This is a genomic window from Flavobacteriales bacterium (genome assembly GCA_025210295.1).
In the GTDB taxonomy this organism is placed as follows: domain Bacteria; phylum Bacteroidota; class Bacteroidia; order Flavobacteriales_D; family Parvicellaceae; genus S010-51.
This window is the reverse complement of the sequence record JAOASC010000016.1, coordinates 444,194-459,754: the sequence shown is the minus strand read 5'-3', so window position 1 is coordinate 459,754 and position 15,561 is coordinate 444,194. Positions and strand designations below refer to the sequence as shown.

At 32.1% G+C, this 15,561-nt stretch carries 14 protein-coding genes; 11 read left to right on the top strand and 3 right to left on the bottom strand.

From position 1 onward, the window contains the following. The 3 genes from N4A35_04610 to N4A35_04600 are packed head-to-tail and all read left to right on the top strand — an operon-like array spanning window position 1 to window position 4,098. Window positions 1-2,118: an ATP-binding protein gene (locus N4A35_04610; GenBank protein MCT4580679.1), complete on the top strand. Its 2,118-nt coding sequence runs from the start codon at window positions 1-3 to the stop codon at window positions 2,116-2,118. Beyond that, complete coding sequence (locus N4A35_04605) at window positions 2,105-3,466, top strand: response regulator (protein MCT4580678.1); 1,362 nt, start codon at window positions 2,105-2,107, stop codon at window positions 3,464-3,466. Before N4A35_04610 ends, N4A35_04605 begins: the two co-directional genes overlap by 14 nt. Beyond that, a complete protein-coding gene (locus N4A35_04600) occupies window positions 3,460-4,098 on the top strand; it encodes a response regulator transcription factor (protein MCT4580677.1) in 639 nt (212 codons plus the stop codon). Before N4A35_04605 ends, N4A35_04600 begins: the two co-directional genes overlap by 7 nt. Window positions 4,099-4,373: 275 nt before the next feature. Here the strand turns inward: N4A35_04600 and N4A35_04595 are convergent, their stop codons facing one another. Continuing rightward, window positions 4,374-5,096 carry a murein L,D-transpeptidase catalytic domain family protein gene (locus N4A35_04595; GenBank protein MCT4580676.1) on the bottom strand — a complete coding sequence of 241 codons (723 nt, stop codon included), beginning with the start codon at window positions 5,094-5,096 and terminating at the stop codon, window positions 4,374-4,376. Between the two features lie 121 nt (window positions 5,097-5,217). On the opposite strand from N4A35_04595, the gene N4A35_04590 reads away from it, so the two are divergent. The 4 genes from N4A35_04590 (at window position 5,218) to N4A35_04575 (ending at window position 8,732) form a co-directional block, all read left to right on the top strand. After that, entirely contained in the window at window positions 5,218-5,664 is a 447-nt protein-coding gene (locus N4A35_04590; GenBank protein ID MCT4580675.1) for a DUF1801 domain-containing protein, read from the top strand. A gap of 76 nt (window positions 5,665-5,740) precedes the next feature. Beyond that, the gene (locus N4A35_04585; protein ID MCT4580674.1) at window positions 5,741-5,998 is read left to right on the top strand and encodes a type B 50S ribosomal protein L31; all 258 of its coding nucleotides are present in this window, start codon (window positions 5,741-5,743) and stop codon (window positions 5,996-5,998) included. A gap of 110 nt (window positions 5,999-6,108) precedes the next feature. Beyond that, the gene (locus tag N4A35_04580) at window positions 6,109-7,287 is read left to right on the top strand and encodes a GlmU family protein (GenBank protein ID MCT4580673.1); all 1,179 of its coding nucleotides are present in this window, start codon (window positions 6,109-6,111) and stop codon (window positions 7,285-7,287) included. 35 nt (window positions 7,288-7,322) lie between these two features. Next, the gene (locus N4A35_04575; GenBank protein ID MCT4580672.1) at window positions 7,323-8,732 is read left to right on the top strand and encodes a phosphoglucomutase/phosphomannomutase family protein; all 1,410 of its coding nucleotides are present in this window, start codon (window positions 7,323-7,325) and stop codon (window positions 8,730-8,732) included. 71 nt (window positions 8,733-8,803) lie between these two features. On the opposite strand, the gene N4A35_04570 is transcribed toward N4A35_04575, so the two are convergent. Next, window positions 8,804-11,464, bottom strand: a complete 2,661-nt coding sequence (locus tag N4A35_04570; protein ID MCT4580671.1) for a T9SS type A sorting domain-containing protein — start codon at window positions 11,462-11,464, stop codon at window positions 8,804-8,806. Between the two features lie 234 nt (window positions 11,465-11,698). Between N4A35_04570 and N4A35_04565 the strand changes: the two genes are divergently transcribed. The 4 genes from N4A35_04565 to N4A35_04550 all read left to right on the top strand — a co-directional run bounded on the left by N4A35_04565 (window position 11,699) and on the right by N4A35_04550 (window position 15,161). Then, a complete protein-coding gene (locus tag N4A35_04565) occupies window positions 11,699-11,842 on the top strand; it encodes a hypothetical protein (GenBank protein MCT4580670.1) in 144 nt (47 codons plus the stop codon). A gap of 5 nt (window positions 11,843-11,847) precedes the next feature. Continuing rightward, a complete protein-coding gene (locus N4A35_04560) occupies window positions 11,848-12,165 on the top strand; it encodes a YbaB/EbfC family nucleoid-associated protein (protein ID MCT4580669.1) in 318 nt (105 codons plus the stop codon). Between the two features lie 204 nt (window positions 12,166-12,369). Beyond that, a complete protein-coding gene (locus tag N4A35_04555; GenBank protein ID MCT4580668.1) occupies window positions 12,370-13,515 on the top strand; it encodes a hypothetical protein in 1,146 nt (381 codons plus the stop codon). Then, window positions 13,512-15,161: an amidohydrolase gene (locus tag N4A35_04550; protein ID MCT4580667.1), complete on the top strand. Its 1,650-nt coding sequence runs from the start codon at window positions 13,512-13,514 to the stop codon at window positions 15,159-15,161. Before N4A35_04555 ends, N4A35_04550 begins: the two co-directional genes overlap by 4 nt. Here the strand turns inward: N4A35_04550 and N4A35_04545 are convergent. Beyond that, window positions 15,158-15,559, bottom strand: a complete 402-nt coding sequence (locus tag N4A35_04545; protein MCT4580666.1) for a group III truncated hemoglobin — start codon at window positions 15,557-15,559, stop codon at window positions 15,158-15,160. The two genes, N4A35_04550 and N4A35_04545, sit on opposite strands and share 4 nt — an antisense overlap. Window positions 15,560-15,561 lie beyond the last annotated feature (2 nt).

The window sequence follows — 15,561 nt, the reverse complement described above, 5'->3', positions numbered from 1 at the left end:
ATGTTAAAAAGAATACTATACCCTATACTACTAATCTTGTTGTTAGGCAATATTTCAATTGCCCAAAATCAAGATTACGTTGAATGCATTAATGAGCATGAATATTTCATTGTTGGAGGTAACACTTTAGAAGTGTTAGAAGATAAAAATTCGGTTTACACTATCGAAGACGTACAGAATAAAAAATTTGAACGATCAGATAAAAATGTTCCCAATTTGGGGATATCAAGTTCAACATTTTGGGTAAGATTTAGCGTCAAGAATAGTACTGAAAATGAGCGGTTGTTAACGCAATTGTCGTTAGCAACTTTAGATCAAGTCAATTTTTATTATCAAAAGGATGGGAAGTGGAATGTCGTAAAATCAGGAGAAGATTTTCCTTTTGAACAAAGAAAATACAAAGATCCCAATTACATTTTTGATTGTGTTATCCCTCAGGATAGTATCAAAACATTTTATTATGAAATCGCTAGTTCAGAGGGAATCCAATTACCGATTACTGTAGGAAGTCCTAAGTCTATATATAGTCATATCAAAAAACGAGATATTCTTTCTGGCCTATATTTTGGAACGATGCTAGTATGTATTATCTACAACTTTTTTATCTTCTTATCTGTGAGAGATAAGAGTTATGTTTATTATGTTGTCTACGCCATTATTATTCTGTTAACGCAAACGAGTGTTCAAGGATATACTTTCCAGTATTTATGGCCTAATTTTCCTACGATTGCTAAATATAGCTTGTTTATTTTTCCCTCTCTAGTAGGGATGGCTTCGCTGTTGTTTATGAACGATTTTCTTAAAGTAAAGTTTTATCATAAATCATTATATAAGATCTCTTATTATTTCTTTATTCCTTATATCATTTCTATCTTGCTATCCTTGTTAGGGTATTTCAATTTTAGTTTTTTCCTTATGGAAATTACAGCAGCTAATGTCTCTATATTTATGTTATATACTTCATATAAAAGTATTGATAAATACAGCCCTGCTAAGTATTTCTTTGTGGCTTGGGTAATTTTTTTAATGGGAGTAATTATTTATATATTAAAAGATTTAGAACTCTTGCCATTTAATAATTTTACCAGATATACCATGCAAATAGGTTCAGGAATAGAAACACTTTTACTTTCATTTGCTTTGGCAGCGAAAATAAATGTTTATAAAAAAGAAAGGGTAGAAGCGTTGAAGAAAAATGAAGAGATGATAAAGGAACGTAATGCTTTTCTTGAGCAAAAAGTTGAAGAACGTACCGTTGAGTTAAATAGAACACTATCTGATTTAAAGAATACGCAGTCTCAATTAGTAGAAGCAGAAAAAATGTCTTCATTAGGTCAACTTACCGCTGGAATTGCTCATGAAATTAATAACCCAATTAATTTTGTATCTTCAAATATTTTCCCACTTAGACAAGATATTGCAGATTTAAAAGAGGTTATTGAAAAATATGAAACATTGAGTCCAACTGAAGATGTGGACGTCCAGCTAAAAGAAATTGAAGCCTTAAAAACAGAATTAGATTTTGATTACTTAAAAGAAGAACTGGAAATGATCATCAACGGTATCGAAGAAGGAGCCATAAGAACTTCCAAAATTGTTAGTGGTTTGAGAACTTTTTCTAGATTGGATGAGGGAGCTTTAAAAGACGTAAACATTAATGAAGGAATAGAAGCAACATTAGTCCTCATAAACAATAAACTAAATGGAGTTCAGATAAAGAAAGCGTTAGGAAATATTCCTAACATTGAGTGTAACCCAGGAAAAATTAATCAATTATTTATGAATTTAATTGACAACTCAATTTTTGCAGTTCATAAAAAAGAGATGGCTAATGAAGAGGGAGAAGTGAGTATCAAAACGTTGTTAACAGAAGATGAAAAAGTAAAGGTTATTATTGAAGATAATGGAATAGGGATTCCAGAAGAAATAAGAGAAAAGTTATTTGAACCATTTTTTACAACCAAAAATGTAGGTGAGGGAACAGGATTAGGTTTGTCAATTGTACGTAGTATAATTGATGATCATCAAGGAATAATTACTGTTGAATCTGAAGTAGGAAGAGGAACAAAAATAGAAATTGTGTTACCCCAAAAGAAAAAAATAAATGCGCAAAATTAAGGTTTTATATATAGATGATGAAGTAAATAATTTACATGCTTTTAAAGCTTCTTTTAGAAGAGATTTTACCATTTTATTGGCAAACTCCTCTTATGAAGCTTTGAATATTTTAGCGAAAGAACAAGTAGATATTATCATTTCGGATCAAAAGATGCCGAAGAGAACAGGAGTGGAATTTTTTGAAATTATAGTAGAAAAATATCAAAAACCTATTCGAATATTATTAACAGGGTATTCAGACATTGAAGCCGTTATTAATGCTATTAATAAAGGCAAAGTATACAGTTATGTAACCAAACCATGGAATGATTTTGATTTACGTCAAATGATTTATAATGCTTATGATTATTATAAGCTAAGAGAAGAAAATGGAATTTTAAGTAACCGCTACCAAAAAGTATTTAAAGATTCATCAGATTTGATGTTGATTTTTAATGAACAACAAGAAATCATAGAGTATAATGATACGGCACTAACGATCTTAAATCCCCAAAAAAAAGAACGAAAATTACAAGACTTTTTCAAAGATAAAAGTGATTGTGAGTTATTTATTAAAGAATTAAAAGCATGGCAAAAATTATCCGATTTTGAGTGTCAGCTAATTGATGTTTTAGGAAATGAGTTTAGAGGGTTAATTTCTGCTAATATTATTAGAAATGTTGATGAGTTACCAATTAACTACCAAATAATCGTTAAAGATGTAACAGCGAGAAATTTGTCTAATAAACAAGTTTTAAAGAAAATTATTGAAGCACAAGAGTCAGAACGAAGAAGAGTAGCTGATGATTTACATGATTCATTAGGACAAGAACTATCTTCTGTAAAAATGATGATCGGGGTGTTGAAAGATGGAAACTTAAATGCCGAAAAACAAAAAGAAATTACAGTACAGTGTCATCAAATTTTGGAGGATACGATCAGTAATCTTAGAAATATCTGTTTTGATTTAATGCCAAGTGCGCTCGAAAGAGGTGGGTTTATCCCAGCTTTTAAACAGCTGGTTCAACCATTATTTATAGATGTAAATTATGATATAACAACCTCAGAACTGCCATTAAATTTAGAACAACAAATAGCTTTATACAGAGTCAGCCAAGAATTTGTTAATAATACAATAAAACATAGTGAAGCTACTCAAATAAAATTGAGTATATTTTTGGAGTCAAATAGTAAAATAAATATAACCTTAGAAGATAATGGTATTGGATTTAATGTTGATGAGTTGCTTTTGAAAAGAGGAAGAGGGCAAAATACAATGTTAAAAAGAATTGAGTCTTATGGAGGAAAATCAAAATTAGAATCAGAGAAAGGAAAAGGAACAATATTAAAAATTACATTCGAATGTTAGATATTATAAAAGTATTAATCGTAGACGATCATGAAATCGTTAGACAAGGATTTAAATTAATTCTAAATGCTCAAGACGAACTTAATCTTGAGGTTTCTGAATTATCAGATGGAGAAGATGTTTTGGAACTTTACCAAAAAGAAAAATTTGATATCATTTTCATGGATATCAATATGAAAAACATGGGAGGAGTTGAAGCCACCAAAAAATTAAAAAGTAAGTTTAAGAAAGCAAAGGTCATAGCTCTTTCAATGCATAACGATGATTTTAATATCAAGTTGATGATAGAAGCTGGAGCTTCTGGATACCTCTTAAAAGATACTGGTGTTGAAGAAATCAAAAGAGCTATCAAAACAGTTTTGGATGGTAAAAAGTATTTCAGTAATGAAGTTGCGCTAAAATTATTAGGATTAGTTGGTGAAGATTCTTCAAAAAATAAAATTTCTAAAAGAGAATTGCAGGTGTTACAATATATTGCTAGAGAATTCACTAATGATGAAATAGCAACCAAATTGGAAATCAGTAAGCGAACAGTAGATTCACATAGACAAAGTTTATTGGCTAAATTTAATTGTAAAAATACAGCTGGATTAATTGCTCATGCCATTAAAAATGAAATAATATCTATGTAATAGACAGCAATGAGCTTTTGCCTAAATTTGATAATATAGGTATTAATACAGAAGCAGAAAAAAACGTATTTAGGTATTAATACGTAAATAAAATCTTTAAATACTTAATTCTTTGGAAATTGAAAAAAGTGTATATAAATTGCAGTAGATATGAAAGAAATTTTAATCTGAAAGAGCTAAAAAAGTTGACTACCCCGAGTTAATTTTTAGTCTTAAGTTTTTGTTGTTGGTAGAGAAACAAAATACTAGATTAAAATGAATAAAGGTTGTTAGGATTAGTTTTCTAACAACCTTTTATTTGGTATAAACCCTCCTAATTTTGTTTTTCTAGCGTAATCTCGTTCAGGGTAATAAATGAATAAACAAGATTTATTTTTGATCTTGCTAACAATGTCAAAGTAATTTTCAAAAGGTAAAGCCGGACAACCATAACTTCTTCCTAATCTTCCATTAGAAGCAATATACTCGTGGCTAACATAGTTAGCAGCATGAATAACAATACCTCTTTCTCTAGCTTTATTATTAGAGTATTCTAACCCATCAAGTTTTAAAGAAAAATCATGACGACCATTATAAGTCTCGCCTGTTAAGTAAAAGCCAAGACTACTTTGATGACTATTTTCGATATTAGAAAAATCTTTGGCAAACTCTTCTCCAGTAGCCATACCATGAGCAACTAAAGATTGGTATACAATCGTTTGATGATATACATCTACCAAATAAAAACGTTCAGTATTTGCAGAAGCAGACATATCAATAATGGTTAAATATCGATCGTTCTCTAATTTATTCAATGCCTTTAATTCAAAATACCCTTTTAATGCTGTTTGAAAAGCTGAATAATTAAGAGAAGATTCGCCCAATGTTTCATAAAAACAATCAATATAGGCTTTAAATTCAATTTCTTTTGGACTAGGAGATAAGTCTTCCTCATGATCAATATGAGTAAAAGAACTCGTTAACAAGAAGAGTAGACTTAAAATGCTAATAATTTTCATAAGTTTTGCAAAAGTAGTAATAATACTTGAGGTAAACAAGTAGCATGTTGATTAGTAGTTAGTTATCGTCTAACGGTAATGTCGCGTAAATTGTTACCTTTAGGGGAAAATTAAATAAGGTATGGCAAAAACTATAGAAGAATATATAGAAAACTTAACTGAAGATAGAGCAATAGCAATAGAAAAATTGAGAAGTGTAATTAAAGAAAATATCCCTTCAGGATTTGAGGAGATGATGAATTACGGGATGATTGGTTATGTGGTACCACATAGTATATATCCTTCAGGTTATCATTGCGATACCAAACTACCTTTACCGTTTCTAAATATAGCTTCCCAAAAGAGTCATATAGCTGTTTATCATATGGGCGTTTATGCAAATGAGGAATTAATGAATTGGTTGGTAGAAGAATATCCTAAACATTCAAAAAAGAAACTAAACATGGGAAAATCTTGTATTCGTTTTAAAAAAGTAGAAGATATTCCCTATCAATTGATAGGTGAGTTGGTCTCAAAAATGACTGTTGAAGATTGGATAAGACTATATGAGGAAAATATAAAAAAATAAATGATAGTGTTTGTCTAATAAAAAAAAAAATGTACTTTTGTCCCCCAATTATAGATTTAACAAACATTATACAAAAATGAAAACTGATATACATCCAGAGAATTATAGATTAGTAGTATTTAAAGATATGTCTATGGGCTATTCTTTTTTAACTAGAAGTTGTGTGAACACAAAAGACACGGTAGAATGGGAAGATGGAAATGAGTATCCTTTATACAAATTGGATATTTCAAGTAAATCGCATCCTTTCTTTACTGGTAAGACACAATTAGTAGATACAGCTGGTCGTATCGACAAATTCAAATCAAGATTTGGAGATAGAAAGAAGAAATAATTTTTCTTTAAACGAATTAAAAAACCTTTGGATTTCCAAAGGTTTTTTTTTGCTTATCCTTAACGTATTATGTATTTTTATGGTTTAATATAAAAGCTTTTAATACCTATATGGATGTAATACTTTTTGATGGAGCTGCTCACCAATCTTTATGGCCTATATCAGCAACTAAACCTGTTGCCAAGATTAGGGTAGGAATATTAACCATTGAAGAAAAGTGGAATTATTATTTAACCACGAATACCACTGTAAGAACAAAAGATTATTTAAGTGCTAAATATGATGCAAACAATGAGGTTGCAGCAATAGGTTTGTACGCAGGAGTTTTACCAACTCTAAGTTTAGTAAAAACAATTAAGGGTTTACCTAAAGGGCAAATTTTAATGCAAAAAGGTAGAGTTTTAGCTATTTCACCGATGCCATCCGCTGATGCAAATATGGAGGAAGTGTTGAGTGGAATGAAAATTATAGAATACTCAGAGCCATTAAATTTTATTGACAAACCTTGGGACATTTTCACGCATAACCATACTGAAATTGTTAACGATTTTGAAATTATAAAAGAGACCAAAGAAGCTGGTTCTATTGATGATTCTAACAGAGTCATTGGTAATCAATTGTTTGTAGAGAAAGGAGCTAAGGTTTCATGTGCGACGATCAATACTTTAGAAGGTCCTGTTTTTATAGGTAAAAACGCACAAGTTTTAGAGGGAAGCCTTATTAAAGGAAGTTTAGCCTTATGTGAAAATGCTGTCTTAAAAATGGGAGCAAAAATTTATGGTGGAACTACAATAGGTCCCTATGCTAAGGTTGGAGGAGAAGTTAGTAACTCCGTAATTCAAGGATATTCCAACAAAGGACATGATGGATATTTAGGGAATAGCGTTCTTGGCGAATGGTGTAATCTTGGAGCTGATACCAATACGTCTAACTTAAAAAATAACTACAGTAATGTTAAAGTTTGGGATTATACTGTGAATGAAACTGTAGATACTGGCTTGCAATTTTGTGGATTAATTATGGGGGATCACTCTAAAAGTGGAATCAATACCATGTTTAATACAGGAACAGTAGTAGGAGTATGTGCCAATATTTTCGGTGGAGGTTTTCCTCAAAAATTTATCCCTTCTTATTCTTGGGGCGGAGCTGATGGGTTTGATACTTTTAAATTGGATAAAGCCTATGAAGTCGCTGAAAAAGTAATGAACAGAAGAAAAATAGAATTGACAAAAAACGATAAAAATATATTAAAAGATATATTTGACTTAACCTCGAAATTTCGTTCTTAAATGATAGAACGGAGTTGAATTAAAAAACAACAATTATGACAAAAATTAAATTTGGAACTGATGGATGGAGAGCTATTATAGCTAAAGAATTTACTGTTGAAAATGTAGCAAGAGTTTCCATAGCAACTGGAACATGGACCAAGCAAAACTTTGATAACCCAACAATTGTATTAGGACACGATTGTCGTTTTGCAGGAGAATTATTTGCACATACAGCTGCAAAGGTATTTGCTTCGCAAGGAATTAAAGTATTATTAGCTAAAGGTTTTGTCTCTACGCCAATGGTATCTTTAGGTACAGTAAAGTTAAAGGCTTCAATGGGAGTAGTGTTAACTGCTAGTCATAACCCTCCATCGTACAATGGATATAAATTAAAAGCTCATTTTGGTGGGCCACTTTCGCCTGAAGGTGTACAAGAGGTAGAAGATATTATTCCTGATACAAATACAGTAGATTTAGAAAATCTTTCGATTGATGAATTAGTCGCTGAAGGATTAATCGAATATGTTGATTTAGAGAAAATGTATTTGGATCAAGTTAGAGAAAGTTTTGATCTGGAAGCCATTAAACAATCTGGACTACATTTTGCTTATGATGCAATGTATGGGGCAGGGCAAAATGTATTGAAAAAATTAATGCCAGAAATGTCTTTTTTACATTGTGAGTATAATCCATCGTTTATGGGACAAGCTCCAGAGCCAATTGCTAAGAATTTAGTTGAGTTTTCAGAATTTATCAAAAAAGATGGAACTATTGCTGCTGGATTAGCTACAGATGGAGATGCAGATAGAATAGGACTTTTTAATTCTAAGGGAGCGTTTGTAGATTCTCACCATATCTTATTGTTACTAATGAATTATTTACATAAAACAAAAGGATTAGATGGTAAGATTGTAGTAGCAGCTTCAACAACGCCAAGAGTGATTAAATTGGCGAAAGAATGGGGATTACCTAATGATGAAGTTCAAATTGGATTTAAGCACATTGCTCGTCAAATGGTCAATGAAGATGTCCTTGTTGGAGGCGAAGAATCTGGAGGTATTGCCATCAAAGGCCATATTCCTGAAAGAGATGGAATCTGGATGGGGTTAGTCATTTTTGAATACATGGCTAAAACTGGTAAAACACTGGAAGAATTGGTTGAAGAGATCTATGAATTAGTAGGAGAGTTTAAATATTGGAGAGATGATTTACATTTACCAGAAGCTGTGAAGCAGGAAGTGATTAAAAATTGTAAGGCAGATAAATATAAGTCATTTGGTAAATATCAGGTGGCTGAATTACAAACGATTGATGGATTTAAATACATCTTTAATGATGATGAATGGCTAATGATTCGTCCATCTGGTACAGAGCCTGTATTAAGAGCTTATGCTGAAAGTAAAACATTAGAGGGAGCTAAGGCAATTCTTGCAGCAGCAAAAGAAGAACTAGGAATAGCTTAGTCGATATAGCGTTAATAAAAAAGGGCTTAACATTTGTTAAGCCCTTTTTTTGTGTAGTAGTTGAATAACAATTAATCATTCACCTTTAATATTTTTTCACTATCCTCAAAATCAAGTACACTAGCTCTAATTGTATAATAACCTTTAGCTAGTTTTAATTTAGTTGTTGGTATGATTACCGTTTTTACCCCAGGTACATAATGTAGGGTAGAAGAAACCAACTGCCCTAAATCGTTATAGATGTTTACTTTTACATTTTCTTCAGTAGGGTTTTTAATGGTCAAGCTTAAGTCTCCTTTAAAAGGGTTAGGGAAGGCATCAATCTCAAATTCAGTGACCTCTTCAACTTCAGCTAACTTAATCCATATTGGGTTGGTAAAAGAATGAAAAACATCGTAATTTGTCCCATATATAGCAGCCATAGAAGAATAGTCTTTGTAGGTCTGTAATTCAGCTCTAATATAAAAGTACTTCTCTTGTGGTATAAATCCATTGACAAAAATACTATCCAATATTGATTTTAATGAATAAGATAAGTTTCTTGAACCATTGGCATAAGGAAGTTGTATGGTCTTCTCAATTTCACCATCTTCAGTACCAGCAATGATTTTAAAGCTTGAAAAATCACCAAATTCTTGAGTAGATACATAATTAATATTTAAGAAGTAATCGTCTAATTGAAGGGTGTTAACGACAGTGTCCATCCCCATAAGAATTTCAGAATTATTATCATTTCCATTGTCACTAATTCCTATTGTTGCTATAGGACCATCAGATAATGTCGAATTACCATTATATAAGGATCTTAATACTTCTTCACCATCTTCCCCCATCCCGTTAGGGCAGTATACAACTGTTGTTAATTTACCTACAGCATTCGTATTTAGATCTCCAAAACCTCCAAAATCATCAGTATTAGTAAAATTAAAAGATCCATGAGCATCAGCACCAGCAGAAATATACAATTTCCAATTGGTCAACTCTTCATTATTGTTTTTTTGAACTAAAGCCAGTTTATTGATATGGTTAACCACTTCTTGTCCTTGTCTGAATTTTTTAACGTGATGAGAAATGGATGCACTATCATTTACTTCAAAAGGATCACTGTTTCCTCTTACATTCCAAGGGTCTAATTCAGAACCAGATGGAGTGGTACGACTATTTCTAACATTCCATATCTGAGCACCTTGAATACGATCTTTTATAAATTCATTTTCATTTAAAGAAAGAATGTCTGATGTACTATTGGTTTCGTTACAAATAATTTCTCCGCCAGTTAAAGGAAAGTTACTACCATTAGCAGGAAAAGAAAGTTCACCCAAATTCCAAATTCCTCCATTTACAGGAATGGTAGGTAATTTATCTTTAGTAGAAAAAGGGTGGGCAGCATAAGAAAACCCTTCAGCATCAACCAGATTATCAACAACTTGATCAATATAGACTGTAGTATGTGCAATATCTCCTTTTCCGTCACCTAAAAATGGTAAACTAAATGGATCTTCATAGTTAGGGTAAGCAAGCATGTGAACTAATTTTCCCTTAGCATTATTAACAGCTAATTCTTGACCAGCGATTACTTTAAAATCTGGATGAGCATCGTTTAGTTCTTGGGCTTTTGCTCTAATTTTATCCCAGTTAGAGTTAATCGATAACCCATAGTTATCATAGTCTGAGGTATGATCGGTACTTGTAAACCAATCGAGTCCAATTAGTTTTCCAGCTTCCAGAGTAGATTCAATTGGAAGCCCCGTTTCAGCATTGTTTTGAGTAAACATTGAGTGTAAGTGAGTATCTCCTCTATACCAATCAGAAAGAGTTGGTATCGCTTCGTCAGACCTAAAGACCCTCAATCCAATATCATCATCAGAAACCAAAGAAGAAGAATTAGAATATTCAATGTGAATATCAATATCAATAATGTCTTCCATTCCTATTAATGAAGTAGGAGGGATGTTAAAGGTGAAATACCAATAGGTTTGATCTATGTATACAAAATTATCCCCAAAAATATCAGTGTCTCCATCAAAGTCCATCGTATAATTGGGAGATTTATTAAAGTCACTCATTACAAAAGGTTGGATATCCAGAGCTGGATCATTGGGAGAGACATTGGTAAACATATTCTGGTAATTAGTATTGTTTAAAATATTATAGGTCAATACTGGCCCCCAAGTTGACGAAGTCGCGTTTTTTATTCGTATATTAATATAATCTACTTGTATAGTCGTGGTTAATACTTTGTGAGCATCGTGTAAGTAAAAGTGAATAGGAATAGCATTTAAATTCCCCGATTCATCAGTTTTTTTCATCCTCCAAGGAGCGTCCGCATAAAATTCTGAATATAAAGTATTGGTTTGTTTTTGTGTAAAATTAGGAGAATCCCATCCGCCCCAATCATGTCTTTTACCAAAGATTTCTGTAACCTCTATTTGAACAAAGTTTTTATCAATATCGAATCCAAATTTAGAAATGATAAACTTCCCGTCAACAAAACGTTGCCCATTTTTAATGTGTTTAATCTCAATACGTTTTTTAGCATGAGCATCAATAACAAGCTCAATAGCAACATCTTTTAATTCCTTTTGTTTAATATTTTCAAATTGAAAGTGATAAACATAGGCTGTCCTTAACTCTTCAATTTTTACATTTTCAATAGAAGCAAACTCTCCTCTATGAGCGAATAAAATAAAAGGGGTAAAAAGAATAATTAGTGTGATGAATAAATTTTTCATTTGTTTGATCAAATACTTTGTTAAGGTAAAGTTAATAAAATATTAAAGAAAGCTATTTTTAATGTTAACAATTCATAGCAGTTGTTATTTAAAGCAGAGAAGCGTCTAATAAAAGTAAATCTTGAAAGTGTTGAGTAATAAGTGCAATAAACTCATCGAATAGAAAAATGAAATAGCATTGCAATAGTTTAGTTTATAAGCTTACTTTTGTACTTTAGTTTTAATCCTTTAAATATGACAACAGGAGAAATTTTTATCACTATTTTTGTTTTTGTCTTTTTTGCATTGTTTATCTATGTAGGAATACGATTATTTAAATGGAATAAACGAGAAAGAGAAGAAATTGCATTAAGAAACGAACAACGAAAACAAAAATAACTAATATGTTTGGAAACGAGGATATGGGCGAAATGATGGCTAAATTGCAAAAAATGCAAACAGCTGCTGAGGAGTCTAAGAAAAGATTAGAAAATATCAATGTTCAAGGGAAGTCACCCGATGGGAATATCCGCTTTGTAATGGATGGAAACCGAAAATTAAAGGAAGTGACTTTTATTGACGAATCGTTTTTACATGTTGAAAATAAAGAAGAAATAGAAGATATGCTAGTCATCGCTTTTAACAGAGCTCTTGAAGAAGCGGAGCATGTTAACGAACAAGAGATGCGCAATTCGGCTTCCGGTTTATTTCCTGGAATGTAAAGCAATAAGAAGTTGTTAAGAGGGAAGTAAAACTCAAGCTTCAACTTCAACAGTAGCATGAATATATTGTTAGAAACATTACTCTATATTTTTTATTGTCTTCTATTGTTTTGGTCAATAAAAAAATGGTCTTTTTTTAGAAATAGTAAGGTCTCTTTTCCAATACTAGCAAGTTTATTTGCATTGAAGATAGTTGTTGGGGTCATGCTTTATTTCGTTTATACAAAGTTTTATACTGTTAGGGGAGAAGCCGATATTTTTAAGTATTTTGATGATAGTGCAGTAGTTTTTAATGCACTTTGGGAAAAGCCTATTGATTATGTACGATTGGTTTTTACTAGCTCCCCTGATAATCAATATTATTATGATCATTATTATGTAAAAATGAATCATTGGGCAAATTTACATGATTCAATTTTTTATGGAGATTCGGTCTTTATGATCAAAATTAATGCATTTTTACGTTTGTTTTCTTGGGGAAGTTTTCAGATTCAATCCCTATTTTTTAATTATTTTGGTTTTGTAGGCTTGATAGGAATATATCGTGCATTTAAATCGTTTTTACAGATTCAATCTCCCTATTTAATTTTTGTAACCGTGGGGTTACCATCAGTTCTCTTTTGGTCTTCTAGCGTATTGAAAGAAAGTCTATTGTTACTTTTTCTGGGAGGAATCTGTTTTCAGTTGTTACATATAAAAACGTTAGAAAGAGTAAGCTTTAAAAACTTTTTAATTATTGGGGGACTATTGTATCTATTAGCATTGCTAAAGTTTTATATTGTTTTTGCACTAGCAATTCCTATTTTGGCATACACCATTAATCAAAGAATTAAGATTAAATATTCAATCGTGACTTATTTTGCAATCACACTTGTTTTTCTAACGATTTTCTTCAACTCTCCATTATTGTCTACTTTAATTTTGAAGCAACATGATTTTCTAACCTTAGTTGCTAATACTAATGCTGGAAGTTATTTTGAGATCCCTTATTTAGAAGCCAATTTTATGAGTGTACTAAAAGCAATTCCTTATGGCATTTTAAATAGTTTTATTCGACCTTTACCCCAAGCAGGAATGTCGATTATGGCTTTTCCAGCAATATTTGAAAACATATTATTGTTATCGGGACTAATTTATGTGTGTCCAGCAATGCTGCAATTGAAAAATTGGGGAATGAAAACCAATGCATTATTATTTATCGTGTTTTTTACATTTTTATTATTTGCCGTAATAGGAATAACGACTCCTGTAGCTGGAGCATTAGTTAGGTATAAAGTTGCTGCCCTACCGTTTTTGGCTATTTTTATTTTTTACTTCTTAGAACAAAAAAAATCAATTCATCAGTTATGAAGTTCCCTTTTTCACAATTATTAGTTGGGGTATTGATCTCATTATTGACCGTAAGTTGCCTTACCAAGACTAAGGTCGATTTGATTATTCATAATGCTACTATTTATGTAGTGGACGAAGAGCATACAATACATGAAGCTATGGCCGTTAAAGCGGGGAAAATTGTCGCCGTAGGAAAGGAAAACCAAATTCTTAATAAATACAGTGCAACAGAAAAAATTGATGTTCAAAATCAATATGTATATCCAGGATTTATTGATGCACATTGCCATTTTTTAGGTTATGGTTTAACTTTACAACAGGTCAATTTAATTGGTTGCCAATCGTTTGAAGAAGTGGTCGAAAGGTGTATCAATTTTGAAAAAACGAATCAATCAGAATGGCTTACTGGAAGAGGTTGGGACAATACTCTATGGGACGATAAAAGCTTTCCTTCTAAAGAAGAATTGGATGTTAATTTTCCTAATAAACCCGTTTTGATAAGAAGGGTTGATGGTCATGCGGCAGTAGCTAATCAAGTTGCATTAGACTTGGCCAACATTAATCTTGGAACAGAAGTTTCTGGAGGAACAATAGGTGTCAAAGACGGACAATTGACAGGGATATTAGTTGATAATGCGGTAGATTTGGTACTAGACATTATTCCCAAACCTACATTAGCCGAAAAGAAAAAAGCGTTATTAGCAGCGCAAAGAAATTGCTTTGAAGTAGGATTAACGACAGTTGATGATGCTGGGCTAGACAAGGAGGATGTTGAATTGATTGAAAAGTTACATCAAACTGAAGAGTTGAAAATGAGAATTTATGCAATGCTTACCGACTCCAAAGAAAATTTTGATTATTACTTAGACACTGTTGGAGAGCCTTTTAGAACAGAACGTTTAACGGTAAATGCTTTTAAGTTTTATGGGGATGGTGCTTTAGGGAGTAGAGGAGCTTGTCTCTTAAGACCTTATACAGATATTGCCGATTCATCCGTTTATGGAATGTTGTTAAATGATACTGCTTATTTTCAGAAATATGCTGGGATTTTACATGAAAAAGGATTTCAAATGTGTACGCATGCTATTGGAGATTCTACCGCTCGATTTATTTTGAATACTTATGCTAAAGCATTAAAAGGAACCAATGACCGTAGATGGAGAATTGAGCATGCGCAAATCATTGATTCTTCTGATTTTAGACTGTTTGCAGATTATTCTGTGGTACCTTCTGTACAGCCTACTCATGCAACCTCAGATATGAAATGGGCCTTTTTAAGGTTAGGGAAAAAGAGAGTGCGTTTTGGTTATGCCTATCAGAATCTTTTACATCAGAATGGTTGGTTACCTTTGGGAACAGACTTCCCAATTGAAGGAATCGATCCCTTAACCACTTTTTATGCTGCTGTCGCTCGTAAAAATAAAGACGGTTTACCCAAAAATGGTTTTCAAATAGAAAATGCTTTATCCCGAATTCAAGCCTTAAAAGGAATGACAATATGGGCTGCACTGTCTAATTTTGAAGAAGAGGTCAAAGGATCTTTAGAGGTTAATAAATTGGCTGATTTTGTAATTCTTAATCGAGATATCCTCACTGTTGAAGAAGATGAGCTTTTAAAAGCAAGAGTTACAGCTACTTATATTAATGGAGAAAAAGTGTTTTAACCCTTAGTTTCCTCAGGACGATGATGCCATATTGCCATGAATTGCCCCGTAGACATTCTTCTTGCTGCTTCTTTTGCTCTATCTGCGAGTTTCCCTGTATACAGACGATCAATGGTACTAAACCATAATTGAAGCCATTGACCAAAATGTACTTGGCTGATACTATAATTTAAGTTTTTATCAACTCCTACATGAGCTTGAGTAGGATTCCCTTTAAAGCATGGTTGACCTAATAAGTTGGTCACCCAAAAATCTGTTAGTTTTTCAAGATGAGCAGGCCACTCTTCTTCTGCAATATGTCGGTTAAAGATGGGCCCCAGTAAATCGTCCTTTCGTATACTGGCATAAAAAGTGTGAACCAATACTGAAATATCTGTTCTGTTCTCAATTTCTTTCATAG